The organism is Acidovorax sp. FG60, from assembly GCF_057808995.1.
Window position 1 is genome coordinate 172,783 of the sequence record NZ_JBMDJC010000006.1, and the last position, 25,689, is coordinate 198,471.

Annotated in this window: 24 protein-coding genes; 15 read left to right on the forward strand and 9 right to left on the reverse strand. The window is 66.8% G+C overall.

The features are described 5' to 3' along the window. Window positions 1-13: 13 nt before the first annotated feature. The 6 genes from ACODS0_RS11280 to ACODS0_RS11305 are packed head-to-tail and all read left to right on the forward strand — an operon-like array spanning window position 14 to window position 5,755. Window positions 14-385, forward strand: coding sequence for a dihydroneopterin aldolase (locus tag ACODS0_RS11280; RefSeq protein ID WP_008907163.1), 372 nt, complete (start codon window positions 14-16; stop codon window positions 383-385). A gap of 4 nt (window positions 386-389) precedes the next feature. Continuing rightward, window positions 390-1,358 carry a tRNA 2-thiocytidine(32) synthetase TtcA gene (gene ttcA, locus ACODS0_RS11285; protein WP_199727041.1) on the forward strand — a complete coding sequence of 323 codons (969 nt, stop codon included), beginning with the start codon at window positions 390-392 and terminating at the stop codon, window positions 1,356-1,358. Between the two features lie 55 nt (window positions 1,359-1,413). Next, the gene (locus ACODS0_RS11290; protein WP_488834946.1) at window positions 1,414-2,031 is read left to right on the forward strand and encodes a DUF4136 domain-containing protein; all 618 of its coding nucleotides are present in this window, start codon (window positions 1,414-1,416) and stop codon (window positions 2,029-2,031) included. Between the two features lie 51 nt (window positions 2,032-2,082). Continuing rightward, window positions 2,083-2,724 (forward strand): histidine phosphatase family protein, encoded by a 642-nt coding sequence (locus ACODS0_RS11295; RefSeq protein WP_121507658.1) that lies wholly within the window; start codon window positions 2,083-2,085, stop codon window positions 2,722-2,724. After that, window positions 2,708-3,874, forward strand: coding sequence for a DSD1 family PLP-dependent enzyme (locus ACODS0_RS11300; protein WP_431151752.1), 1,167 nt, complete (start codon window positions 2,708-2,710; stop codon window positions 3,872-3,874). The genes ACODS0_RS11295 and ACODS0_RS11300 overlap by 17 nt, the downstream gene beginning before the upstream one ends. A gap of 36 nt (window positions 3,875-3,910) precedes the next feature. Further along, on the forward strand, window positions 3,911-5,755 hold the full coding sequence (locus tag ACODS0_RS11305; protein ID WP_488834949.1) for a lysoplasmalogenase family protein: 1,845 nt from the start codon (window positions 3,911-3,913) through the stop codon (window positions 5,753-5,755). A 106-nt stretch (window positions 5,756-5,861) separates the two neighbouring features. On the opposite strand, the gene ACODS0_RS11310 is transcribed toward ACODS0_RS11305, so the two are convergent. The 6 genes from ACODS0_RS11310 to ruvA all read right to left on the reverse strand — a co-directional run bounded on the left by ACODS0_RS11310 (window position 5,862) and on the right by ruvA (window position 12,806). After that, a complete protein-coding gene (locus ACODS0_RS11310; RefSeq protein ID WP_488834951.1) occupies window positions 5,862-6,593 on the reverse strand; it encodes an ABC transporter ATP-binding protein in 732 nt (243 codons plus the stop codon). Continuing rightward, window positions 6,593-7,831 carry an ABC transporter permease gene (locus tag ACODS0_RS11315; protein ID WP_488834953.1) on the reverse strand — a complete coding sequence of 413 codons (1,239 nt, stop codon included), beginning with the start codon at window positions 7,829-7,831 and terminating at the stop codon, window positions 6,593-6,595. The genes ACODS0_RS11310 and ACODS0_RS11315 overlap by 1 nt, the downstream gene beginning before the upstream one ends. 6 nt (window positions 7,832-7,837) lie before the next feature. Further along, window positions 7,838-9,133: an efflux RND transporter periplasmic adaptor subunit gene (locus ACODS0_RS11320; RefSeq protein ID WP_488834955.1), complete on the reverse strand. Its 1,296-nt coding sequence runs from the start codon at window positions 9,131-9,133 to the stop codon at window positions 7,838-7,840. 35 nt (window positions 9,134-9,168) lie between these two features. After that, entirely contained in the window at window positions 9,169-10,227 is a 1,059-nt protein-coding gene (ruvB, locus tag ACODS0_RS11325; RefSeq protein ID WP_055396394.1) for a Holliday junction branch migration DNA helicase RuvB, read from the reverse strand. Between the two features lie 9 nt (window positions 10,228-10,236). After that, a complete protein-coding gene (locus ACODS0_RS11330) occupies window positions 10,237-12,159 on the reverse strand; it encodes a trypsin-like peptidase domain-containing protein (protein ID WP_488834958.1) in 1,923 nt (640 codons plus the stop codon). 71 nt (window positions 12,160-12,230) lie between these two features. Beyond that, window positions 12,231-12,806, reverse strand: coding sequence for a Holliday junction branch migration protein RuvA (gene ruvA, locus ACODS0_RS11335; protein WP_121507662.1), 576 nt, complete (start codon window positions 12,804-12,806; stop codon window positions 12,231-12,233). A gap of 47 nt (window positions 12,807-12,853) precedes the next feature. Here ruvA and ACODS0_RS11340 point away from each other — a divergent pair, with 47 nt between their 5' ends. The 5 genes from ACODS0_RS11340 to ACODS0_RS11360 all read left to right on the forward strand — a co-directional run bounded on the left by ACODS0_RS11340 (window position 12,854) and on the right by ACODS0_RS11360 (window position 19,104). Beyond that, a complete protein-coding gene (locus tag ACODS0_RS11340) occupies window positions 12,854-13,810 on the forward strand; it encodes a PhoH family protein (protein WP_055396485.1) in 957 nt (318 codons plus the stop codon). Window positions 13,811-13,873: 63 nt separating this feature from the next. Further along, the gene (gene ybeY, locus ACODS0_RS11345; RefSeq protein WP_218298932.1) at window positions 13,874-14,335 is read left to right on the forward strand and encodes an rRNA maturation RNase YbeY; all 462 of its coding nucleotides are present in this window, start codon (window positions 13,874-13,876) and stop codon (window positions 14,333-14,335) included. Window positions 14,336-14,522: 187 nt separating this feature from the next. Beyond that, the gene (locus tag ACODS0_RS11350; protein ID WP_488834962.1) at window positions 14,523-16,325 is read left to right on the forward strand and encodes a WD40 repeat domain-containing protein; all 1,803 of its coding nucleotides are present in this window, start codon (window positions 14,523-14,525) and stop codon (window positions 16,323-16,325) included. 123 nt (window positions 16,326-16,448) lie between these two features. Continuing rightward, window positions 16,449-17,189: a sulfite exporter TauE/SafE family protein gene (locus ACODS0_RS11355; protein ID WP_488834964.1), complete on the forward strand. Its 741-nt coding sequence runs from the start codon at window positions 16,449-16,451 to the stop codon at window positions 17,187-17,189. Between the two features lie 145 nt (window positions 17,190-17,334). Then, window positions 17,335-19,104: an FG-GAP repeat protein gene (locus ACODS0_RS11360; protein ID WP_488834966.1), complete on the forward strand. Its 1,770-nt coding sequence runs from the start codon at window positions 17,335-17,337 to the stop codon at window positions 19,102-19,104. Between the two features lie 11 nt (window positions 19,105-19,115). Here the strand turns inward: ACODS0_RS11360 and ACODS0_RS11365 are convergent, their stop codons facing one another. The 3 genes from ACODS0_RS11365 to ACODS0_RS11375 all read right to left on the reverse strand — a co-directional run bounded on the left by ACODS0_RS11365 (window position 19,116) and on the right by ACODS0_RS11375 (window position 21,964). Further along, the gene (locus ACODS0_RS11365; RefSeq protein ID WP_121507667.1) at window positions 19,116-20,375 is read right to left on the reverse strand and encodes an MFS transporter; all 1,260 of its coding nucleotides are present in this window, start codon (window positions 20,373-20,375) and stop codon (window positions 19,116-19,118) included. Between the two features lie 174 nt (window positions 20,376-20,549). Beyond that, the gene (gene dtd / locus ACODS0_RS11370) at window positions 20,550-21,017 is read right to left on the reverse strand and encodes a D-aminoacyl-tRNA deacylase (RefSeq protein WP_488834968.1); all 468 of its coding nucleotides are present in this window, start codon (window positions 21,015-21,017) and stop codon (window positions 20,550-20,552) included. Beyond that, window positions 21,014-21,964: a cation diffusion facilitator family transporter gene (locus tag ACODS0_RS11375; RefSeq protein WP_121422165.1), complete on the reverse strand. Its 951-nt coding sequence runs from the start codon at window positions 21,962-21,964 to the stop codon at window positions 21,014-21,016. Before ACODS0_RS11375 ends, dtd begins: the two co-directional genes overlap by 4 nt. A gap of 146 nt (window positions 21,965-22,110) precedes the next feature. Here ACODS0_RS11375 and ACODS0_RS11380 point away from each other — a divergent pair, with 146 nt between their 5' ends. The 4 genes from ACODS0_RS11380 to ACODS0_RS11395 all read left to right on the forward strand — a co-directional run bounded on the left by ACODS0_RS11380 (window position 22,111) and on the right by ACODS0_RS11395 (window position 25,645). After that, on the forward strand, window positions 22,111-23,658 hold the full coding sequence (locus tag ACODS0_RS11380; protein ID WP_488834970.1) for a sensor histidine kinase: 1,548 nt from the start codon (window positions 22,111-22,113) through the stop codon (window positions 23,656-23,658). Next, a complete protein-coding gene (locus ACODS0_RS11385) occupies window positions 23,648-24,280 on the forward strand; it encodes a response regulator transcription factor (protein ID WP_488834972.1) in 633 nt (210 codons plus the stop codon). The genes ACODS0_RS11380 and ACODS0_RS11385 overlap by 11 nt, the downstream gene beginning before the upstream one ends. A 139-nt stretch (window positions 24,281-24,419) precedes the next feature. Then, a complete protein-coding gene (locus ACODS0_RS11390; RefSeq protein WP_121423024.1) occupies window positions 24,420-24,914 on the forward strand; it encodes a GlcG/HbpS family heme-binding protein in 495 nt (164 codons plus the stop codon). A 41-nt stretch (window positions 24,915-24,955) separates the two neighbouring features. Continuing rightward, window positions 24,956-25,645 carry an ankyrin repeat domain-containing protein gene (locus ACODS0_RS11395; RefSeq protein ID WP_488834974.1) on the forward strand — a complete coding sequence of 230 codons (690 nt, stop codon included), beginning with the start codon at window positions 24,956-24,958 and terminating at the stop codon, window positions 25,643-25,645. The last annotated feature ends 44 nt before the right edge of the window (window positions 25,646-25,689 follow it).

Here is a 25,689-nt window from a genome sequence, read left to right on the forward strand (position 1 = left end):
CCAGGACCTATTCATGACCACCGCTGCAGGCACCCAGATCCTCACGCTCACCGGTTTGCGCTTTGACGCCAACCTGGGCATCCTCGACCATGAAAAGACCGACCCGCAGCCCATCCAGGTCGATGCCGAACTGAGCCTGGGCGTGCAGCCGCTGGCCCCGCGCGACGACGACATCGGCCATGTGCTGGACTACCGCCGTGTGCGCCAGATCATCATCGACGAGTGCACCGCAGAGCATGTGAACCTGCTGGAGAGCCTGATCGGCAAGCTGGCCAACCGCCTCATGCAGCTGCCCGGCGTGCTGGGGGTGCGGGTGAAGATTGCCAAACTCGAAATTTTTGACGACTGCGAAGTGGCCATTCGCATCGAGACAGGACAGTGGTGACCCCATGAGCGCAGTATTGAATGAAGCCCCAGCCTCCGCCCAATCCACTGGCTGGACGGAGGAAAGCACCGAAGCCACCAGCGGCGCCGCCCGCATGAAGATCGAGCGCGAAACCCACAAGCTGGAAAAGCGCCTGTGCCGCGAGGTCGGCAAGGCCATCGTCGACTTCAACATGATCGAAGAAGGCGACAAGGTGATGGTGTGCATGTCCGGCGGCAAGGACAGCTATGCGCTGCTCGACATCCTGCTCAAGCTCAAGGCCCGCGCCCCCATCCACTTTGACCTGGTGGCGGTGAACCTGGACCAGAAGCAGCCGGGCTTCCCCGAGCATGTGCTGCCCGAATACCTGGCCAGCACCGGCGTGCCCTTCCATATCGAGAACGAAGACACCTACAGCATCGTCAAGAAGCTGATCCCCGAGGGCAAGACCACCTGCAGCCTGTGCAGCCGCCTGCGCCGGGGCATTCTGTACCGCGTGGCCGATGAGCTGGGCTGCACCAAGATCGCGCTGGGCCACCACCGCGACGACATCCTGCAGACGCTGCTGCTCAACATGTTCTTTGGCGGCAAGATGAAGAGCATGCCCCCCAAGCTGGTCAGCGACGACGGCAAGCATGTGGTGATCCGCCCGCTGGCCTACGTGGCCGAGAAGGACACCACCCGCTGGGCTGCGCACCGCAACTTCCCCATCATCCCGTGCAACCTGTGCGGCAGCCAGGAGAACCTGCAGCGCAAGCAGGTGGGCGAGATGCTGCGCGAATGGGAAAAGCGCTTCCCGGGCCGGGTGGAGAACATGTTCAATGCGCTGCAGAACGTGGTGCCATCGCACCTGCTGGACGGCAGCCTGTACGACTTCAAGAACGCGAAGGCCACGGGCATCGCCAGCGAAGACGGCGACAAGGCGTTTGACAAGGAAGAGTTTGTGGCGCCCTCGCCCACGCTGCCCGGCGTGCAGGTGGTGCAACTGTCGTGAACCCTGGCAAGCTGGGGCACTCTCATGGAGACTTCTTTTTCTGGAGCGTCTGACCATGACAACGCAACGCCGATGGATTCCCCTTCTTATACTGGGCTTGGCAACCGCCTTGCTCGCGGGCTGCAGCACCACCCGCGTGGTCGACGGGCAAGTACAGAGCTTCTCAACCCTGGCGGCCGCGCCTGCACCCGCCACCTACCGCATCGAACGCCTGCCTTCGCAGCAAACCCCATCGTTTGACGCTATCGCCGCACTGGCAGAACAGTCCCTGGCACGCGCCGGCCTGCAACGCGACGATGCCGCGCCCCGCCTGCGGGTCCAACTGGGCGTGCAGGCTGACACGGTGCCGCGCAACGATCCTTTCAGCCCCTACGGGCCCTACGGTGCGTATGGCCCCGGCCCTTGGGGCGTGGGTGGTTGGTATGGCCGAGGCTGGGGCGTGCATGGCATGTGGCGCTTTGGCGAGCCAACGCCCCTGCACCGCCGCGCTGTCAGCATCGTGATGCGCGACGCCAACACCCAGGCGGTGGTGTACGAAACCTCGGCCGTGCACGAAGATGTGTGGGTGAGTGACCCGGCAGTCTATGGTGTGCTGTTTGACGCCGCACTCGATGGCTTTCCAAAGCCACCCCCGGGCCCTCGACAGGTGCGCCTGCCCCTGGCGCAAAAATGAGACATTCCCCTGAGCGGCTGCGAGCTACATCCAACGCCATCGAAAACTGACATGCACGCCACCCGCATCATTGCCATCCGCCACGGCGAAACCGCCTGGAACGTGGACACCCGCATCCAGGGCCACCTGGATATTCCGCTCAACAACACCGGGCTGTGGCAGGCCGATCAGGTCGCCCAGGCACTGGTGGGTGAACCGATTGCCGCCATCTACACCAGCGACCTGCAGCGCGCGCACGCCACGGCCCAGGCCGTGGCCCGCACCACGGGCGCGCCTTTGGTGGCCGATCCCGGCCTGCGCGAACGTAGTTTTGGCCACTTTCAGGGCCGCACGTTTGCCGAGATCGAGGCCGAGCTGCCCGAAGACGCGCTGCGCTGGCGCAAGCGCGATCCGCACTACACCCCCGAAGGTGGCGAGTCGCTCGTCGCGCTGCGCGAGCGCATCGAACACACCGTGACCGTCCTGGCGCAGCAGCATGTGGGCGAGCAGGTGGTGATGGTGGCGCACGGTGGCGTGCTCGATGTGTTGTACCGCCTGGCCACGCGCCAGGACATCCAGGCGCCGCGCACCTGGCAACTGTCCAACGCCGCCATCAACCGCCTGCTGTGGACGCCCGACGGCCTCACCCTCGTCGGCTGGGCAGACACCCAACACCTTGACCAGATCGTCCTGCGCGATGAAAACCACGCCTGAATTGCAATCCACCATCGGCCAGCGGGTGGACGCTATCGACACCCCTGCCCTGGTGGTGGACCTGGACGCCATGGACCGCAACATCCAGCGCATGGCCGACTTTGCGCGTAAGCACCAGGTGCGCTGGCGCCCCCACGCCAAGCTGCACAAGAGTGCAGAAATCGCGCTGCTGCAGCAACGCGCGGGCGCCCAGGGTGTGTGCGTGCAGAAGGTGGCCGAGGCGGAGGCGCTGGCCGCCGGTGGGGTCGATGACATCACCATCACCAACCAGGTCATCGCCATGCCCAAGCTGCACCGCGTGGCGCGGCTGGCCGCCCAGCTGGCGGCGCGTGGCGGGCGCCTGGGCGTGGCCGTGGACCACATCGACGGCATTGAGCGCCTGGCCGAAGCCATGGCGCAATCTGGCAGCGATGCGGGCATCGACGTGCTGGTGGAGATCGACGTGGGCCAGGGCCGCTGCGGCGTGCCACCGGGCGAAGCCGCCGTGCCACTGGCGCTGGCCGTGTCGCGCAGCCCCCGCCTGCGTTTCGCGGGCCTGCAGGCCTACCATGGCCGCGCGCAGCACCTGGCCAGCAGCGTGGGTCGGCGCGAGACCATCGCCGCCGTGGTGCGCGCGGCGGATCACACGCGCCAGCTCATCGAAGCCGCCGGGCTGCCCGTGCCGCTGGTCACCGGATCAGGCACCGGCACCCTGGTGCACGAGGCTGCCAGCGGCGTGTTTGGCGAGCTGCAGGCGGGCTCTTTCTTGTTCATGGATGCCGACTACGCCCGCAACGAGCGTGAACCGGCACAACCCGCGTTTGAACACGCGCTGTACGTCAAGACCCAGGTGGTGTCGGTGCGCGACACCCACGCCGTGTGCGACGCAGGCCACAAGAGCCACGCCATAGACTCTGGTCTGCCCACCGTGGCCCTGCTGCCGGCCGACCGCACCCTGCGTTACGCCAACGGTGGTGATGAACACGGCCTGCTGTATGCCGACGCGCCCGACGCCCGCCTGCCCAGCCTGGGCCATATGCTCTGGCTCATCCCGGGCCATTGCGACCCGACGGTGAACCTGCACGACTTTTTGATCGGCGTGCGCGGCGGTTTGGCGACGGGTACTGTGGAGCGCATCATCAGGGTTGATGCCAGAGGCGCGCTGACCTGATTGCGGCAAGAATCGGCGGACATTTTGGTGTCCCCCATGAGCCCCAGCCAGATCATTGTCATTGCGACCCCCGTCTTCTTTTTGCTGATCGCCATCGAACTGGCGGTGGGCTACAGAAGGCAGCGCAACACCTACCGCCTGGCCGATGCCGTCAGCAGCATCAGTCTGGGCATGCTGAGCCAGACCAGCGCAGTGTTCACCCGGCTGCTGCGCATCGGCATCTACACGGCCCTGTTCGAGCACGTGGCGCTGTGGCGCAACGATGCATTCTGGACCAGCCTGCCCGGCTGGCTGCTGGCACTGGTGTTCTACGACCTGTGCTACTACTGGCTGCACCGCATGGGGCATGAATCGGCCGTGTTGTGGGCCGCGCACGCGGTGCACCACCAGAGCCAGGACTACAACCTCTCCACCGCGCTGCGCCAGACCAGCTCGGGCGCGCTGCTGGGCTGGATCTTTTATGTGCCCATGGCACTGGCGGGCGTGCCGCCGCTGGTGTTTGGCGTGGTGGCGCTCATCGATCTGCTTTACCAGTTCTGGGTGCACACCGAGCAGGTGGGCAAGCTCGGCTGGTTTGACCGCTGGTTCTGCAGCCCCAGCAACCACCGGGTGCACCACGCGGTGAACGACGCTTATCTGGACAAGAACTATGGCGGCATCCTGATCCTGTGGGACCGGGTCTTTGGCACCTTCAAGGACGAAGACGACCAGGAGAAGTGTGTGTACGGCACGCGCGGCCTGCTGAACAGCTGGGACCCGCTCTGGGCCAACGCGCAGGTGTACGTCGGGCTGGCACATGACAGCTGGCACGCGCGCAGCTGGCTCGACAAGCTCAAGGTCTGGGTCAAGCCGCCGGGCTGGCGGCCTGCCGATGTGGCAGAGCGCTTTCCCAAGCCCGCCTTCAGCATGACGCAGATGCAGCTGTACCACCCGCCGATGTCGCGCGCCGCGCAGTGGTTTGCGCTGGTACAGTTTGCAGTGCTGCTGGCGGGCGTGGCGGCTTTTCTCTGGCAGGCCGATGCGGCGCCGCTGGCGCGCAACGCCATCTGGTTTGCGGTGCTGCTGACGGTGCAATGGTCGCTGGGCGCAGTGATGCAGGGACGTATCACCGTGCTGATGGCGCTGATGCTGCAAAGCGGCGCGCTGGCCACCGCCACCAGCGCGCTGGGGTTCATGGAATGGCACTGGCTGTTCAAGCCGCTGACGATGGTTTTTGCTCTTGTTTTGGTAGCTGCTAGCGCTTATTCGCCAAGCGCTAGAGGCCAATTTAACCCAAAGACCCTGCGTCTCCTCGCGGCCGCGCTGGCCGGATCGCTGGCCGGGGATGTGTTCCTCATGTTCCAGGGCTTCTTCATCCCGGGCCTGGTGAGTTTTCTGGTGGCGCATCTGTTCTATGTGGCGCTGTTCAAAAGCGGGCAGGCGTGGTTTCCGCACCGGGGGGCGCTGGCCGCCACACTGGGCATTGGCGTGGCCATGTACGCCTTTCTGTGGGCGGGTGGCCTGCCGCCTGCACTGCGCGCGCCGGTGGCGACCTATGTGCTGGTGATCGCGCTGATGGCGGCCCAGGCCATCGGCCGGGCGACGGTGTTGCGCGATGCGCCGTCGCTGCTCGTAGCGGTCGGCGCCGGGTTTTTCATGCTCAGCGACTCGCTGCTGGCCACCAACCGGTTTGTGATGCCGCTGCCGATGGCGCAGGTCTGGGTGCTGGCCACGTACTATGCGGCGCAGGCGCTGATCGTCAGCGGATGGCTGGCCAGCAAGGCCTCGGTGCCTGCCGCCGCAGTGCAGCGAACGGGCGCGGCCGGAGAAGAGGGCCGCACGCACATGGCTCGGGACAGGGCTCCGAACGTCGCCCCAGGGACGGCACCACGCTCCTCCTGAGCACCTGTGTGTTCTGTGCGATGGTTTTTTAGCCAGAATGGCCGCCAGCGCTTCAGCATCAAGCGCAAATAGCTATTTATTTGATAGCAAATCACCTGCCTGCAGCTCACCCACTGGGCGCAGGCTCCACGCCCACAGTGATGGCCTCGTCGCGGGCAATCCGGCCGTCGATCAGCTCCACCAGCCGGTCGCAGCGCGCGGCCAGCCGGGGGTCGTGCGTGACCACGACAAAACTCGTGCCCCGCTCGGCATGGATACGGCGCAGCAGGGCGAACACTTCGGCAGAGGACGCGGTGTCCAGGTTGCCCGTGGGCTCATCGGCCAGCACCAGCGGCGGGTTCATGACCAGCGCGCGCGCAATGGCCACGCGCTGCTGCATGCCGCCTGAAAGCTCTGCGGGGCGCTTGTCCATGGCCTGGGCCAGGCCCACCGCGTCGAGCAGGCTGCGCGCGTGATCTCGATGGGCGGGGCTGACGCGGCCTTCGGCCATGAGGGCCGGCAGCGTCACGTTCTCCAGCGCGGAAAAAGCAGGCAGCAGGTGGTGGAATTGAAAGACAAAGCCCAGGGTGCTGCGCCGGCGCAGGGTCAGGGCCGCATCGTCCAGACCCTGCACCGCCTCGCCGTCCAGCAGATAGCTGCCCGTCGTCATGCGTTCGAGCAGGCCCAGGATGTTGAGCAGCGTGCTCTTGCCCGAGCCCGAAGGCCCCATCAGCGCGATGAACTCGCCCCAGCGCACCTGCAGGTCGATGCCGTGCAGCACCTCGGCCTCGCTGGGGCGGCCCAGGTTGTAGCTCTTGCGCACGGCGTCGAGCACGATCAGTTCGGGGGCGGCGCTCATCACATCCTGATGGCCTGCGCCGGATCCAGCGCGGCTGCGCGCCGCGCGGGCGCCACCGCCGCGAGCACGCCGCACACCGACGCCAGTAACGCAATTTGCAGCGCCATGGCAGGCGGCAGCGCGATCGAAAACAACGGCAAGCCATCCGAGCCCCGCACAAAATGCGTGAACACCCAGATCAGCCCCACCGCCAGCAGCAGGCCCAGCACCGAGCCCAGCGCACCCACCACGGCGCCCTGCACCAGAAACACGCGCAGCACCTGGCCCCGCGTGGCGCCCATGGCGCGCAGGATGCCGATCTCCCGGCCCTTTTGCACCACCGAGACTACCAGCACGCTGGCAATGCCCAGCACCACCACCGCCAGCACCACGCCCCGGATGATGGAGGTGCTGATGGACTGCGCATTGAGTGCTGACACCAGCTGGGCATTGCTCTCTTGCCAGCTCTCGATCTTGTAGGGGAACTGCGTTTGCAACGCACGCGCCAGGGTCTGTGCCACCCACACGTCTTTCAAGGTCAGGTCGAGCTGGCTGGCGCCCCCCGGCAGCGCCAGCAGGCTTTGCGCCGCGCGCAGCGGCACGATCACGGTGCGCCGGTTCAGGTCTTTCACCCCCAGGTCCACCAGCGCGGTGACGCGCACCGAATCACTCACCGTACCGCCCGCGCCGCTCGTCTGCACGGTGAGGCGGTCTCCCACGCGCACACCCAGGTCGGAGGCCAGCTCGCGCCCCACGATGGCCTCGCCCGGTGACAGCCGCGCCGTGCCACTGACCACCTTGGAGCGCAGCCCCACCACGCGGTCATAGCGGTCCAGGTCCACGCCCATCAGGGCAATGGCCTGCGATGCCTCGCCGCGCAGCGCCAGGCCTGAGCCGGACACCATGGGCGACACCCCGGCGACTTCGGGCAAGCGCTCCAGCAGCGGGACCAGCGCCTGCCAATTGGCCACGGACCGCAGGCGCTGGGCACGCGGTTGGGTTTCGGTCAGCGCAGCGGTGCCAGGCAAGGCAGGGGCTGCCGGTATGACCAGGTCGTCCGGCGCCCGCAGGGTGATGTGCGCCTGGGCGCCCAGTGTTTTGGCCAGGGTGTTCGACTGCAAGCCGCTGATCAGCGCCGAGATGTAGGCAATGACTGCCACACCTGCCGCCACGCCCACGATGATGAGCACGGTCTGCATGCGCCCCTCGCGCAGAAACCGCAGCGCCACGCGCAACTCGAAGCCGGGCCAGACCCACATGGCGACTCAGCGGCCCATGGCGTTGGTGAGGGCAGCACCGGCGTCAGCACCTTGCGCTTGACCTTGGGCTGCACCGGCTGCGGCGGAGCCCGCACTCCACTCCACCGTGCGGGCACGTACGCGGTCGCCCGCCTGCACGGCGCCGCCCCGCAGCACGGTGTCGCCTTCGGCCAGGCCGTCCAGCACCTCGACCGCGTCCAGTGTGCGCAGCCCCAGCCGCACGGGGCGGGCCTGGGCGCGCCCCCCCTGCAACACCAGCACCGTCGCCTGGTCGCCCTCCACCGGGCCGCGCAGGGCAGCCTGGGGCAGTACCAGGGTCCGCTCGCGCCGCGCAGTCTCTACCTCGACCGATAAGGTCATGTCCTCGCGCAGAAAGGCGGGGGCCTGCTGCTCCAGCGCAAACTTCACCTCGATGGCACCACGCTGGGCATCCACCGAGGGTGCGATGGTGAGCACACGTGCTGCAAAACGCTGGCCCGCAAAGGCATCGGCCACCACCGAGGCCTTTTGGCCCGGCAGCAACTGGTCCAGAAAACGTTCGTCCACCTGGGCCACCAGCTGGGTGGGCCCGGCCAGCGCCAGGCTGAGCAAGGCCTTGCCAGGCTGCACGATCTGCCCGGGCTCGACGTCGCGCACCAGCACGCGGGCATCGGCCGGGGCTACCAGCGTGGTCTGCGCCAGGCGGGCCTGGGCCGCCACGGTGGCCGCTTGGGCCAGCGCCAGCTGCGCCTGCGCCTGGACCACATCGGTGCCTGCATCGGCGTTGGCCTGGACCTGTGCCTGCGCGCTCAACTGCTGCGCCTGGGCCACATCGACGGCGCGCTGCGCCTCATCGAGCTGCGCGGCGCTGTAGAACCCCTGGGCCACCAGCTGCTGCACCCGCGCCAGACTGGCGCTGGCCGCTTGCAGGGTGGCATTGGCCTGCGCGCGCGCTGCCTGTGCAGCGCTGCGGCCGCTACTGCGCAGGCCTACCAAGCGGGACTGCGCCTGACGCTCTGCCGCCACGGCCTGCGCCAGCGCCGCCGCGAGCTCGTCGGACTCCAGCTGCACCAGCACCTCGCCCTGGCGCACCTGCGCGCCTTCTGTCACTTGCACTTGCGCCACGCGGCCTGTGACGGTGCTGCCCACATCCACCCGCGACAACGTGGCCACGCGCGCCGAAAACTGCAGCGTGCGCACCAGCGGCGCCGACTGCACCAACAGGGCATCGACCTGCGGACCACGCAGCGCCATCACACCGATGAAGGCAGCCACCACCAGCACGACAGCGCCCAACGCAACAGCAAACCAGCGCCTATTCACAGATCTGCCCTGGTTGCCATGCGCTGTGCCTTCCGTCATTCAGAAAACAGCCCTCCAGCCGCCTTGGGCGGCGCCACCCCCAGGTGTCGGAACGCCGCCAGCGTGGCAATGCGCCCACGCGGCGTACGCTGCAAAAAGCCTTGCTGGATGAGGTAGGGCTCGATCACGTCTTCTATGGTGCCCGCCTCTTCCCCGATGCTGGCGGCAATGTTGTCCAGCCCCACGGGGCCGCCATCAAAGCGGTGGATGACCGCCTCCAGCAGCTTGCGGTCCATCACGTCAAAACCCTGCGGGTCCACATCCAGCATGGCCAGCGCCTTGTCGGCAATGGGTTTGGTGATGCGCCCGTCGCCCTTGACCTCGGCGTAGTCGCGCACGCGGCGCAGCAGCCGGTTGGCGATGCGGGGCGTGCCGCGCGAGCGGCGGGCAATTTCAAAGCCGCCTTCTTCATCCATGGGCGCATTGAGCAGCCCCGCGCTGCGCTTGACGATGCGGGCCAGCTCTTCGGCTGTGTAGAACTCCAGCCGCGCCACGATGCCAAAGCGGTCGCGCAGCGGGTTGGTCAACATGCCCGCACGTGTGGTGGCGCCCACCAGCGTGAAGGGCTGCAGGTCGAGCTTGATGCTGCGCGCCGCAGGCCCCTCGCCGATCATGATGTCGATCTGGTAGTCCTCCAGCGCGGGGTAGAGAATTTCCTCCACCACAGGCGACAGGCGGTGGATCTCGTCAATGAAAAGAACGTCGTTCTTTTCGAGGTTGGTCAGCAGCGCTGCCAGGTCCTTGGGCTTTTCGAGCACAGGGCCACTGGTCTGGCGCAGGTTGACCCCCAGCTCAGCCGCAATGATGTGACTGAGCGTGGTCTTGCCCAGACCGGGCGGGCCAAACAGCAGCACATGGTCCAGCGCCTCGCCCCGCTTCCTCGCCGCGCCGATGAAGATCTCCAGCTGCTCGCGCGCCTTCGCCTGGCCCACGTACTCCTGCAGGAGCTTGGGGCGCAGCGCGCGCTCGATCGCCTCCTCCTGGGGCGATGCGGGCACGGCCGAAATGACGCGTTTTGCGGGGGCGGGGGCGAAGTCGTCGGTCTGGATCGTCATGCAGTCCTGTTATTTCTCGGGCCAGACGTAGAACCCGATGCCTTCTTCAACGTACTGCTGGCTCATGTTGGCGTTGAGGTAGCTGCGTTCTGCAGGGCTGGCAGTATAGAAATAGGTTCCCACGGTGCGGTTGCGGAAGCGGTAGACAGGCACGGCACCATTGCCCGGAGCAGCCTGTCCCCACCATGCAGTGGCTTCAAGCTGCACGGACGGGAATGCCTGGCGCAGACCGTCTCGCTCCGCAGGGTTTGCCGTGTAAATGTGCATATTGCGCGCCAAATCAACCAGGCGGTACACCGGGAACAGGTTGGACCCCTCAATGGGATACGCATAGAAGATCGTGCCTTCGTAGATGAAGTTCGATCCAAACTGTTTGATCAGAAGATCCCGCTCACCGACGTTGCTGGTGTAGAAATGCTCCAGGCCAGCAATGTTGTAGAAGCGATAGACAGGCACCCGCCCCGTGGGGCCAGTGGGTGGCGTGGCAGACGACAGCCAGTTCTTGAGCGCTGCGTTGAACGCCACGTCAAAACGACCATAGTAATCGGGGACCGTGGTGGCCGTGCAGCTGGAACCGCCGCCGTAGAGCGTACCGATCACATGGGTGCCACCCTTGAACAAGGCCGAGCCACTGCTGCCACCTTCGGTGGTGCCCTGGGTCCAGTTCACCTGGTAGTAGTTGCCCGTTGTACCGCTGCATTGGAACTGGGTTTCACTGGTGGGAGTGCAGGAAATCAGGCTGTTCAACGTACCCAGGCTGACCTTGAGCAGGTCGCCCCGGGGATGGTGCAGACCCACCACAGATGTACTCAAAGCCTGGGTGCCCGCATCCCAACCGGCAAAGACGGCCCCTGCAGGAGGTGTGTCGTTCAGCTGCAGCAGGGCCATGTCCATGGCACCCGAGGCGTAGAGCAGCGATGCGCCGTTGACGCGCTGGATGGTGGCACTGGACAGGGTGCGGCTGTTACACGTTGGCGAACGGAAGAACCAGTCGGTCTGCAGCGAGGCGGCTTCGGACTGCTTGGAGATGCAGTGGTTGGCCGTCAGGAAATACGGCGTGCCCGAAGACCGGCTGTCATTGAGCAATGTGCCCGTGCACAGATAGGTGTTGGCACCGGACGTGAACAACATGCGCGCCACGGCATTGCGCTCGGTCGCATAGGTATCGTAGCAAGTGGCATCCAGGTGGCACGAAGCCGATTCGTTGATCTTGGTGGAGAGTTCTGCCTCCGTAGGGATCGACAGGTTCTCGAAGATGTGCGACACGCGCGGCACCGAGATGTCCACCGTGCTGGCATCCGCACCGACGGGCAGCTCCAGCTCCAGCGTGGCCTCGTCCGATCCGGTATCGGGCGTCCACCAGGTCTGACCGTCCAGGGTGGTGTCGCCCGCCTGCGCATTGCGGTCAATGCGCTGCAGCACTTCCTGGCCGGAAATCTGGAACACCTTGGAGGCGTTGGCCTGGCTGTACACACGCAGCACTGTGCCTTGTGGCAGCGCCTTGACCACTACGCCCAGGCGCAATCCGTACGCACCTTCGGCCGAAAAACTGATAGCAGCCACCTTACCGCCAGTGGCGGTGGGCTTCCACTGCAACTGCTGCTGTGTCTGGGCTGCGGCGCGGGTGGCCACCACATCGCGCGCTGTACCCACCTGGCGTGGGCCGATACCGCCACCCAGCGAAGCCGTCTTGGAGGCATCCAAGGCTCCCAGGCTCACCCGGGAAGGCGTGGGCGCTGTGACAAGCGCGCTGCGGGATTTGATGTTCGAGACACCCTGGTCCACGCTGGCGGGCTGCACCCAGCCATCCACCATCAGCACAGAGGCCGCCTTTTGCGCGCTGGCCTCGGTACCGCTTCCGCCGCATCCGGCCAACAAGGCAAGCGCCGCACCCCAGGCAACGCCCATCCGCCACATCATTCCATTTTTCATTTCTTTCCCTCGCTCCGGTCAAAACCGCCATTGAACACGAAAACAACTGCCGCAACAAACCCGCAAGTGCACTACCTGGCCAACGCCTTCAGCGCCAGTTTGATGCCATCGCTCACACCCACCTCTGGTGGCAGGGCCTTGAGGGCCGCCGCAGCCTCTTTGTCGTTGTAGCCCAAAGCCAACAGTGCCTGCAGAATGTCGGCCTGTGCGTCACTGGCAGCGGGCCCGTGGGCAGCGCCCATGTCGGCCCCCAGCTTGCCCTTGAGCTCCAGCAGCAGCCGCTCGGCCGTCTTCTTGCCAATGCCCGGCACCTTGACCAGGCGGCCTGCCTCCTGCAGCGTGATGGCCTGGGCGAGATCCGCCACGCCCATGCCGCTCAGGATGGACAGCGCAGTGCGCGGCCCCACGCCCGATATCTTGATCAGCTCACGGAACGCCTGGCGCTCGGGCGCCGTGGCAAAGCCATACAGCAGCTGCGCGTCTTCGCGCACAATGAACTGGGTCAGCAGGCTCACCTTTTCGCCCACAGCGGGCAGGTTGTAGAACGTGCTCATGGGCACATTCACCTCATAGCCCACGCCATGGCAGTCCAACAGCACCTCGGGGGGATTCTTCTCCAGCAGGGTGCCGGTCAATTTGCCTATCATTGATGTCCTTTGCCGCGCACTGCGGCGATCCAACGGGAATTATCCGCGTGATCCTGCGCCACACCTTCACCCCCCACAACAACACCCGGCTCACGCACCTGTGTGGCCCGGCCGACGCGCACCTGCGCACCATCGAAGTGGCCCTCTCGGTGAGCATTGCGCACCGGCACGAGCAGTTCAAGGTGGACGGCCCCAAAGCGAAGGCCACGCAGGCGATGGAGCTTTTGCAGGCGCTGTACGAGATGGCCGAACGCCCGATCACCGAGGACCACCTGCAGCTCATGCTGGCCGGAGACAGCGCCCTGGTGGAGGCGCCCGAGGGCGCCATCGTGCTCAACACCCGCCGGGCCGACCTGCGCGGCCGCACGCCCACACAGAACCTGTACCTCGAAAACATCGCCAGCCACGACATCACCTTTGGCATCGGCCCTGCAGGCACCGGCAAAACCTATCTCGCCGTGGCCTGCGCCGTGGATGCGCTGGAGCGCAGCGCCGTGCAGCGCATCGTGCTGACCCGCCCAGCGGTCGAGGCGGGCGAGCGCCTGGGTTTTCTGCCCGGCGATCTGGCGCAAAAGGTGGACCCCTACCTGCGCCCGCTGTACGACGCGCTGTACGAACTGATGGGCTACGACAAGGTGATGAAAGCCTTCGAGCGCAACGCGCTGGAAATCGCCCCGCTCGCATTCATGCGCGGGCGCACGCTGAACAACGCCTTCGTGATCCTGGACGAAGCGCAGAACACCACGCCCGAGCAGATGAAGATGTTCCTCACCCGCATCGGCTTTGGCGCCAAGGCCGTGGTCACGGGCGACGTGAGCCAGATCGACCTGCCCAAGGGGGCCATGAGCGGCCTGATCGATGCCGAGCGGGTGCTCAAGCGGGTCAAGGGCATCTCCGTCACCCGCTTCACGACGGCCGACGTGGTGCGCCACCCGCTGGTCGCGCGCATCGTGGATGCGTACGACGCACCGCGCCGCGCCCCGGCTTCTCGCAGCCGGGACTAGCACTATCATTTTGATAGCTTTCAGCGCTTATCCATCAAGCTCTGACGGCCAAAAACAGCAAAAATGTCTTTAAACCAACTCTCCTTGTCGCTGCAGTTCGGCCCGTTCGACGGAGCTGCCGCCCACCGCGCCGTGCTGCCACGCCACAAGGTCACCCGCTGGATTCGCCACGCGCTGGCCACCGATGCCGAGATCACCGTACGCATCGTAGGGGCCGAAGAAGGCCAGCAGCTCAACCGCGAGTACCGCAAGAAGGACTACGCCACCAACGTGCTCACCTTTGACTACACCCAGGAGCCCTTGGTAACGGCCGACCTGGTGCTGTGCGCCCCCGTGATTGAGCGCGAGGCCAAAGAGCAGAACAAAAGCCTGGAAGAACACTACGCCCACATGCTGGTGCATGGCACGCTGCATGCCCAGGGGTGGGATCACGAGACCAGCGAGGCAGATGCCGAGGAGATGGAGGAGTATGAAACCGCCATCCTGCAGGAGTTGGGCTTTGCCGACCCGTACGCGACTTCCTGAACGCTATCCCTGCTGCCGAGGGCAGCGGCGCACTTTTTACCATTTGGTACAAAGTGCTCGCATCTGCCGGGGCTCGGCGTTGTCTTGATAAGCGACGATTGACTCCTCCAGTGCGCGTCTCGCAGACCTGTTGTCACTCCCGCCGCGCGCCCTGCCTGTCTTCCCCCTTTTTTCAGGAGTCTTCTCTGTGATCAATTTCCAGCGACACCCTGCGCCCGTGGCGAATTCGGGCCTGCCATGCTTGTATCGCGCCTTGCTGCTGGCGGCGCCACTCGTTCTGGCGGCCTGCGGGGGCGGCAGTGGCGAATCGGAGCCCGCTGGACTCCCGGCCCCTTCCGGCTTCAGCGTGGCGAGCTACGGCCCCAAGACCTACAACTTGGGCTGGACCGTCACCCCGGGTGCGATGCGCTACGAACTGTTCGAGGACCCTGATGGCGCAGCAGGCCCCCAACCTGAATCGCTATTCGGCGTCGGCGCCGCCAACAACGTCACCAGCTTCCCCATACAGCTTGGGGGGCTGCTGCACGAGCGTGTGAACGCGAGTTACCGGCTGCGCGCCTGCGACACGAGCGGCTGCGGCCCGTTCACGAGCGCGGTAACACCCGACCTCACCCAGGCCATAGGGCGCTTCGACCTGCCTGCCGGCGATCCGACGCAGCGATTTGGCGCCTACACGAACGCAATTGCCCTGTCGGCCGACGGTTTAACGCTGGCTGTCGGGTCGCCCCGCGAGGGCAGTTCAGACGGCCTGGCAGGGGCGGGCGCGGTGTACATCTTCAGCCGCAGCATGCCAGGCGTTGGCATGCCAGCCCCTGCCTGGGGTCTGCGGGCGCGGCTGGAAGGCAGCAGTCCGGCCGCAAAGATGGCCTTTGGCGCCAGCCTCGCACTATCGGCCAACGGTCGCACGCTGGCAGTGGGTGCACCAGAGGAAAGAAGCAATGCACGCGGCATCAACGGCGATGCGGCCAACCGCGACGCGTATGGCGCGGGGGCTGCTTATATCTTCATGGACAACGGCAGCACCTGGAGCCAGCAGGCCTACATCAAGTCCCGCAACACGCCTGCGAAAGTCGAGACCTGCAGCCGCCTGGACATCTCTGGCACGGCTGTATTTCCATGCACCCCCCAACACTTTGGCTTCAGCGTGGCTCTGTCAGCCGACGGGAACCTGCTGGCGGTAGGAGCGCCCGAAGAAGGTGCTAACTTCACCCCGGGGTCTGCCGCCGTGTTGAGTGGACTCTCCTTCACCGGTGAAACCATTTTTGGGGGCGGCGTCGGAGCCGTTCACACCTTTGCCCGCAACAACGGCGGCTGGGCCGAGCAGGCGCACCTGCCAGGCAGCAGCGCCGACCCGACAATGGCCCGCTTTGGGGCGGTTGTAGCCCTGTCCAGCGACGGCACCGTGCTTGCGGCAAACACCGACAAGGACATCTCGGTCCTGACCCATCTCGGAGGTGTCTGGAGTGCACATACGCAGGTGTGGCGCGTTCCTGCCGCAGGTGCGCTGACGGGTTCGCACAATCCCTTTGCAATGTCCAGGGACGGAAGCACACTGGCCGTCTTGGACCGCTCTGGAGGTACTGACGTTCAGCTGCGAACATTCACACGCACGGGGGACGCCTGGACGCAGCAGCCCGCATTGCCGGTCAAGGCTGCCGACGGGTTCTTTACAAACAGTGTCATGTTGTCGCTTTCTGCGGACGGCCGCATGCTTGCCGTGGGCAACCTCGACGATGCAAGCAACGCCTCTGGCATCAATGGCAACCCCAACAACCAGGCCTTATATTCAGCCGGAGCCGTCAATGTCTACCGCCGTGACGGCACCACCTGGGCGCACAGGGCCTACCTCAAGGCCCCCCAGCCGCGCGCACTTGCACGCTTCGGTGCCAGCGTCGCCCTATCCGGTGATGCCAGCACCCTGGCCGTGGGCACCAGCAGTGCCACGGATGGCGTAACACCCGCCGCAGCCGACGCCGCCTATCTGTACTGATTGCATCGGCAGCCGGGACCCCACTGGCGACAGCGCTGAACACCCGACGAGGCTCACGGCAGGCAAAAGTGTTGCACCCGCGCCGTCGCCAATGGTGGCGACGCCACCCCCTACCATCGGTGCATGCTCGACACGCCTTTGCTGCTCACCGCCGCCTTCGTTGCCGGCGCCCTCAACGCCGTCGCCGGAGGCGGCAGTTTTCTGACCCTGCCCGCCCTCGTCTTCACCGGCGTGCCGCCTGTGGTGGCCAATGCCACGGGCACGGTGGCCCTGCTGCCCGGCTACTTGGCCGGCGCATGGGGGTTCCGCGAAGACACGGCCCCGCCGCCGGGGCTGTCGATGCGCCTGTTGGTGGTGCTCTCGCTCATCGGGGGCGCAGCCGGGGCCGCGCTGCTGCTGGTCACGCCCGACGCCACCTTCCGCCGCGTGGTTCCCTGGCTGCTGCTGGCGGCCACGGCGCTGTTCGCATTCGGGCCGCAGCTGCGCCGGATGCTGGCGGGCGGCAAACCCTCCACCGCCAGGGCCACGGTGGGCGTGCTGGCGGTGGCTGCCTATGGCGGCTATTTCAACGGCGGGCTGGGCATCCTTCTGCTGGCGCTGTTCGGCCTGCTGGGGCAGACGAACCTGAACGCTATGAACGGCCTCAAGAACTGGGTGTCGGCCCTGCTTACCGCCATTGCCGTGCTCATCTATGCGGCAGGCGGCGTGGTGCTGTGGCCGCAGGCGCTGATGATGATGGTGGCCGCCACCGCAGGGGGCTACGGAGGGGCACGCTTGGCCCGCAAGCTGCCCCCGGCGGTGTTACGCTTGGGAGTCGTAGCCACCGGCCTGGCGATGTCGCTGGTTTTTTTTGCGCGGCAGTAAAAGTCGGACGTCCGCGCGGCAACGTGGTTGCTGCTGCCTCTACCGAGGCGCGAGCGGGGGCTCGTCAACACGGGCTTGCGCCGCACCGCCCCTTCAACGATGCATCCATCCGCCCAGGCAGTTATCCGCCCACTGAGGAGATCTCATGTCTAACGTCACACCTTTGCTCAGTTCCGTCACCGCCAACGCGGCCCTGCGCAGCCTCGGTGGCCTTGCCACGCCACGCTGGCGCGCGGCAGGCATCAGCACCAGCCTGATGTTGTCGCTGCTTCTTTCCGCCTGTGGCGGCGGCAGTGGAGACAACGCCAGCGAACCACCACCGCCTGCCCCTACACCTACCTCCGTGCCGGTTCCCGGGACGCCCAACGGAGCATTCGACACCATCGGCACAGCGGAATTCAGCCTGCGCTACGGGGTGGAGCGCTACGACTTCGTCTGGAGCCCCTCGGCCCCAGCCACGCACTACGAGCTCTGGGAGGACCCGGACGGCCTGGGTCCGCTGCCCGAGGCGCAGGCCGGCTCCGCGATCACCGGCACACGGCACACCTTTGAAATCAAGCAGCTGCACCAACGGGTAAACGCCACCTACCGGCTGCGCGAGTGCAATGGCACCAGCTGCTCCTTCCGGGCCACCACGCTCGCACCGGACGCGCTGCGCGCGCACTTCCTCTTTGACCGCCAAGGCAGCAGCGTGCTGGCGCCGTTCAACGCCACCGCTGGCACTCCGGTACTCGTCTCGGCGGACCTCAAGACGCTGGTGATCGGAGCGCCCGACCCGGTGAGCACCACCACCTTGCCCCGGCCAACGCCCGCCGTTGACGACAGCGCCGTTCACATCCTCGTGCGCAGCGCCGTGGGCGTGGCCTGGCAGCCGCAGGCCCGACTGCAGGCGAGCAATCGGCGTGCGCCAGCCTGCAACAACGCAGCCCAGGATTACTGCCACTCTTCGTCCTTCGGAGCGGGGCTGGCGCTGTCCGCCGATGGGAACACGCTGGCGGTCAGCGCTACCGGAGAGACCAGCAACGCCCGGGGCGTCAACGGCGATCAGGCCAACACCGACAGCCTGGCCGCGGGCGCGGTGTATGTCTTCGCCCGCACTGGCGGCAGCTGGAGCCAGCAGGCCTATGTCAAGGCCAGCAACACGCCGGCACGCAACAACACCTGGTGCAACCTTTCTTATTGGGCCACACAGCCCTGCGACGGGCAGAACTTCGGCGCCAGCGTGGCCCTATCCGCCGACGGCAGCCTGCTGGCTGTGGGTGCCACCGGTGACGACAGCAAGTCCACCGGCGTCAACGGCGATGCGAACGACACCTTGGCGGTCTTTGCGGGCGCCGTTCACACCTATGCCCGCACCGGCTCCACCTGGGCGCCGCAGGCTTACCTCAAGGCCAGCAACACGGATGCTGGCGACGGGTTCGGTACGTCGGTGTCCCTGTCGGCCGATGGCTCGACCCTGGCCGTCGGCGCCATCTTCGAGCGCAGCAGCGCCACCGGCGTCGGTGGCAATCAATCAGACAACGCGCAATCGCCCTTTGGAGCCGTCTATGTCTTCAGCCAGGACCGCGGCAGCTGGAGCCAGCAGGCCTATGTGAAGGCCCCCGTGAACACGGTCTTCGGCGGCACCGAGCCAATGAGCTACTTCGGCGGACGCACAGCCCTGTCCGCCCATGGCGAAACCCTGGCGGTGGGCTCTGTGCGGGGCATGGCTTTCGTTTATGCACGAACCCAGAACACATGGCAAGCCCAGGCCCACATGTTCCCGGCCGGGCCCAACGTCATTCGATTCGGAGAGGCGGTGGGTGTGTCGGCGGACGGAAACAGCGTGGTCACTGCGGCGCAGGATGTGGGGAGCGAAGCCTCCGCATTTACGCTTTACTTCTTCAGCCGCACCGCCGGCACCTGGAGCCAGTAGGCACCACGGAGTCAGGCGGCACCACGCCCCAGCAACGGCGACCGCGGCAAGAAGCGAAACGCGGTCGAGGCCGCTGCCAGCATGCACGCGATACTGACCATGACCGCCTGGTAGGGCTCGTGGCCATGGCGCTGCGCCCACGCGGCCAACAGCCCCGTGAGCGATTGCATCAGCGCCACGCCCAGGAACATGGACATGGTGTACAGCGACAGCGCGCGGCCCGTCATTTCAGCGGGGTAGGACGAACGCACGTCCGCGTACTGCAGCACGCCGTAGCCCGACAGCAGGCCCATGAGGAAGATCAGCGCCACGTTGGCAGTGGCGTGATGCCAGAAGGCCAGCAGGAGGAACAGGCTGCCCATGAGCAGGGAAAAGTGGGTGATCCAGCGCCGCCGCCGTGTGGGCCCGGGGTCCATGCGGCCAAACGCGGCGGGCACGAACAGCGCGAGCATCGACAGCACCAGGGCCACGTTGCCGCTGTCGATGAGCGAAAACCCATACCGCCCCATCAGCAGGGGCCCCAGCCACAAGCCGCGCAGAGTCAGGAAGGCGGCGTAGCAGGTCATGCCCAGGATCAGGATGCCCCAGGTGTGCGGCACCTTGAGCAAGCTGCCAAACCGCCCCGCCGCCTGCGCCCACGACTCGCGCGGACCCTGGGGTGCTTGCGCCAGTGCGGGCTCGTGCACACGCAGAAAGATCAGCAGCCACGACAGAAGCGAAAACACCGCCAGCACCGCGAACCCCGCGCGCCAGCCCCCGTGCTGCACCATCCAGGCCAGCGGTGTGCCGGTGAACAACAGCCCCAGCCCGCCCACCCCCATGCCCACGCCCGAGAAGAAGGCGAAGCGCTGCGCAGGAAAGTGGCGCGAAACGAAGACGGTACAAGCCAGGAAGGCGGGAGAGCAGCCCACACCGATCAGCAGCTGGCCCACCATCAGCCAGCCATAGCCGGGCGCGAGGGCTGATACCGCGGCCCCCAGCCCCGCCAACGGGAAAGCCACCAGCACCGTGCGGCGCAGGCCGTACAGGTCCATGCCGATGCCCATGAGGAGCTGGGTCACGCCAAACGACAGGCCAAACAGGCCGGCAAACGCGCCCAGCGAGTCCGGCGAAATGCCAAAGTCCGCCTGCAGCCCTGCGGCGATGATGCTCGTCACGGTGCGGTAAGCCTGACTCAGCGCAAAGGCCGACAACAGGCACAGGTACATCACCCAAAGGGCGCGGCGTGGCGAGGGCGGATCAGGCAGGACAGCGGGGGCGGCTTGGGTCACGGGTGAAGCAGGGCTGGCAGTGGGCGCGCGGCGGGTATACGGCGGAGTGCGCACCGCATCACAAGAACAGAAGAACGGAACGCACGTGCCCGAGCCTACAGAATTTGCCACCCGCGCGTCGTCGCCGTGCGGACAACCCCACGGCCAGCTGCGGGCCGAGGCCAGCCCACGCGTTCAGCCAGCCGCCGCTGTCGCCAGCGAAGGCGCCATCCGCAGCGGGATGGTCACCGGGCCGTCATTGATGAGGTGCACCTGCATATCGGCGGCAAACTGGCCCGTGGCCACCTTGGGGTGCACCTTGCGCGCCTGGGCAACCACATAGTCGTACAGCCGCCGCCCCTCATCGGGTGCAGCCGCCTGGGTGAAGCTGGGGCGGTTGCCGCCGGTGGTGTCTGCCGCCAGCGTGAACTGGCTGACCAGCAGCAGGCCGCCACCGGTGTCCTGCACGCTCTGGTTCATCTTGCCTGCGGCGTCCGAAAAAATGCGCAGCTTGAGGATCTTGGCCAGCAGTTTGTCGGCCTCCATCTCCGTGTCACCGCGTTCGGCACACACCAGCACCAGCAGGCCTGCGCCGATGGCGCCCACGGTCTGCCCGTCCACCTCCACGCGCGCTTCGCGCACCCGTTGCAATACGCTGATCACTTCACGGCATCCTTCAAATCGTCACGGGGATCATCGAAATGCGCCTCCACATCCGTAGGCAGCAACTCGATGGTGGCGCGCAGGCCGGGTACGGCGGTCATCAGCGCGCGCTCGACCTGGCCGCGCAGTTCGGCGGCGTGGCGCAGGGTCCAGTCGGCGGGCATGTGCAGGTGCATGTCCACAAACTGGCGCTGGCCCGCACGGCGGGTGGAGACATGGTCAAACCGCACGGCACCGGGCGCCTGCGATAGCACAAACTGCTGCAAGGTGGCGTCGATGGTGGCCTGCACCTCGGGCTCTACCGCTGAATCCATGAGGCCCTGGGAGGATCGCCACACCAGCTCCACGCCCTCTTTCAGGATATTCAGCGCCACGGCAATCGCCGCCAGCGCATCCAGCCACAGCCAGCCCGTGAGGGCCGCGCCCGCAATGCCCACCAGCACACCGGCCGAGGTCCACACATCGGTGACGAGATGGCGCGCATCGGCCTCCAGCGCGATGGAACGGTACTCGCGGGCCGAGCGGAACATGAGCCACGCGAGAAAGCCATTGAGCGCCGAGCTGAGCACCGACAGGCCCAAGCCCCAGCCCAGCTGTTCGATGGGCTGCGGGTCCATCAGCCGGTGCCCGGCCGCCCATAGGATGCCCGCCGACACCCCCACGATGAGGATGCCTTCGAACCCTGACGAAAAATACTCAGCCTTGTGGTGGCCGTAGGGGTGGTCGTCATCCGCAGGCCGCGCCGCCACGGTCACCATGGCCAGCGCAAACATGGCGCTGGCCAGGTTGACAAACGACTCCATCGCATCCGACAGCAGGCCCACCGAGCCAGTGACCACCCAGGCCAGCGTCTTGAGCGCGATGGTGATCCCCGCCACCGCAATAGACGCCCACAGCAGGTTGCGGGGTGTGAGCCATTGGTGAGGCTTTGGAGCAGGGTTGGACATGGGTGGAGGTATTGGAGGAGCAGCGCTGAAGAACCGAGCCGGAATTACACCAGAGCGGCCTTAAGACCCGCTTTACGCCGTTTGCTCAGGCAGCGCTACCTTGGGCGAAGCGCGTCCCGCGCAAGCCCCCATGCCAGAATCCGCGCATGACCCCGGCATGGCGCCGCCGCCTTCCCTCGTACCGCACCCTGCATCTCCCCAGCCTGCTGCTCTGGGCCGTGGTCGCATGCGCGGGCGCCAGCTGGCTGGCCGTCGCGCGTTTGCAGCAGCTGCACGCAGCGTTCGAGACCGACGCGCGCATCGTGCACCGGCTACTGAGCCAGCGTGTGGTGCAGCACGATGCCATCATGGCCACGCTGGCGTTGCTGCAGCCCACCGCTGCAGCGAGCAACAGCACCGATGCCGCATCCCCCCTGCCCCGCCTGCCTTCGGTCTACCCGCAAATTCTGGCGGTGCTGCAGCGCACAGCGCAGAGTGATTGGCCCCCCGCACTGCAGGCAGAACTGGCGGCCGCTGAAGCCTCCTCACGCCGCACCGGCCATGCGGCCATGGCAGGGCTGAACCTGCCCGCAGGCCGCTATCACCTCGTGCTGGCAGGCACGCCCGCCAGCTACGCACTGCACATCGACCTGCGCAGCACCATTCCCATGGACGAGTGGCCCATGGACAGGTCCACCAGCCCCGTGCGTGTGACGCTGGAGCGCGATGGCGAGGCTTTCGTCGTACAGCCGGGCCGATCCGACGTGGGCGCCTGGAGCCGCACCTACGAGTTTCACAAGCTGTTGGCGGCACAAAGCCAGCCGCTGGACGTGGTGGCGCGCCGCAGCGTGGGCCTGCACGAGCTGCCGTGGTGGGGCATGCTGGGCTGGTGCGTGCTGACCGCTGCGCTGTGGGCTGCAGGCCGCGCACTGTGGCGCCAGCGCGTGGCCCGCCAGCGGGCCGAAGAGCTGCTGCGCCTGGGCCAGGTGGCACGCCTGAACACACTGGGCGAGCTGGCCGCCGGCATGGCGCACGAGTTGAACCAGCCGCTGACGGCCCTGCTGTCCAGCACCCAGGCCGCCCAGCGCCTGCTGGCCGATGAACCGCCCGACCTCGACACCGCCCAGACGGCCATGGCCCGTGCGGTGGAGCAGGCACGCCGCGCCTCCACCGTGGTGGGTCGCCTGCGCCGCCTGGTGGAGCGCCCCGACCTGGCAGGCCAGGCCCAGCCGCTGGCGCTGCCCACGGCCGTGCACGACGCGCTGCACCTGCTGGAGCCCGAGCTGGCCCAGCGGGGTGTGGTGCCCAGCGTGACCGCCGCCCCCGACCTGCCCACGGTGCTGGCCGAGCCTGTGGCCCTGCAGCAGATCATCCACAACCTGCTGATGAATGCATTGCAGGCGCTGGAACAGGTGCCAGCCACCGAACGCCAGCTGCACATTGCCCTGGCGCGCACCGATACCGGGCACGTGGCCCTGTCGGTGCGCGACCACGGCCCGGGCATACCACCCGAGGCACGCCAGCGCCTGTTCGAACCGTTCTACACCATGCGCACGGGCGGGCTGGGACTGGGCCTGACACTGTGCGACAGCCTGGCGCAGGCCATGGGCGCGCAGCTGGCCCTGGCGCCTGAGGCCACTGCGCCAGCCCAAGACCTACGGGGCGCAGAGTTTGTGCTGACCCTGCCCACCGCACCGCCCGCCCATGACCGATAACGCGCAATCCCTCTCGCCCCTGATCCACCTGGTGGACGACGATGCCGCCGTGCGCGACAGCCTCTCCCTGCTCATCAGCACCGTGGGCCTGCGCGTGCAGACCTGGGCCGACCCGCAGTCCTTCATGGCCGGGTTTGACCGCGCCAGCATCGGCGCCATCGTGCTCGATGTGCGCATGCCCGGCATCAGCGGCCTCACGGTGCTGGAGCAGCTGCTGGCGCAAGGTGTGGACCAGCCCGTGATCCTGCTCACCGGCCACGGCACGGTGGAGATGTGCCGCCGCGCGTTCAAGACCGGTGCGGCCGAGTTTCTGGAAAAGCCGGTGGACGACGAAGTGCTGATCGAAGCCCTGCAGAACGCCGTGCGCCAGCATGTGCGGTCCCGCGAGCGCCACCAGGCCGACCAGCAGGCGCGCGAGCGCTTCGCGCAACTGTCGGCCCGCGAGCGCGAGGTGCTGGGCTTGATCGTGGAGGGCCTGACCAACAAGGAGATCGGGCGCGCGCTGGCACTGTCGCCCCGCACGGTGGAAACGCACCGCGCCAACCTGTTTGGCAAGCTGGGGGCGGAATCGCTGGCGCAGCTGATACGGCGGTATGCGGCGCTGGTGGATGCGGCATCCTGAGCAGCTTTGCAAAGGCCTTCCGTAGTTCTACGGAGGCCCGCGCGTAGCCGCCCGAATGGCTGAAAACCGCAGCGTTTTCTACGGTTCTCCCACGGCGCCACAACGGGTGGTGCCGACGTCAAAAACACCGGAGAACACCATGCAAAACCGCCTCGCCACCATCGCCGCCCTCACCCTGTCCCTGATCGCCACCGCCGCCAGCGCCGAAGGCGTACGCACCGAAAAGAACATCTCACTGGACCTGGCCACGCAGATCGCCGCGCAAACCGTCGCCACCTGCAGCGCCAACGGCTACAACGTGACCGCCACCGTGGTGGACCGCGCAGGCACCGTGCGCGCCGTGCACCGCGCCGACAACGCAGGCCCCCACACGCTGGAAGCCAGCCGCCTGAAGGCCTACACCTCGGCATCGGCCAAGAACACCACGCTGGCCATGATGGAAGGCGCGCAGAAAAACCCCGCTGCTGCCAACCTGGTGAACATCCCTGGCTACCTGCTGCTGGGCGGCGGCGTGCCGGTGAAGGTGGGTAACGAAGTCATCGGCGCCGTGGGCGTGGGCGGCGCGCCTGGCGGCCACCTGGACGAGCAATGCGCCGTGGCCGGCATCGCCAAGGTGCAGGATCTGCTGAAGTAACCCCCCACCCACACCTGCAACGCACGCCATCGGAGACACCCGTGAAGCACAGGAACCTTGTATTCACACTGGCCGCTGCACTGGCCTGTGCCACCACGGCCCAGGCCCAGGTGCCTCCCACGGCGGCCGAAACAGCGGCCTACCAGGGCCTGCATGCCGCTGCGGCGCGCGGCGACATGCCTGCGCTTACCAAGCTGATCGCGGCACGGGCCGATCTGAACGCCCGCGACGCTTACGGCCGCACACCGCTGCATGTGGCCACCTACGCGCGGCAGGCCGAAGCGATCCGCGCCCTTGCCAAAGCGGGCGCTGGCCTGGATCTGCTGGAGAACGACCGTTACGACGCCGTGACCATTGCCGCCGTGGCCGACGACGAGGCCACGCTGCGCGTGCTGCTGCAACTGGGCGCCAGCGCCAAACAGGTGACCAGCCGCTACGACGGCACGGCACTCATCGCCGCTGCGCACCTGGGGCACGACGGCGTGGTGCGGCAGCTGATCGCCGCTGGCGCGCCGCTCGACCATGTGAACAACCTGCACTGGACGGCGCTCATCGAGTCCATCGTGCTGGGCAACGGCGGCCCGCGCCACCAAGCCACCCTGCAAGCCCTGTTGCGGGCGGGTGCGAGCCAAACGCTGACCGACCGCCAGGGCAACACGCCGCTGCAACTTGCACGGCAGCGCGGCTTCAGCGAAATGGTGCGGATGCTGGAAGAGGCAGGCGCCAGGTAAAGAGACGGCGGGTGCGGCAAGCACCCATGCCAATGCCCTCTACA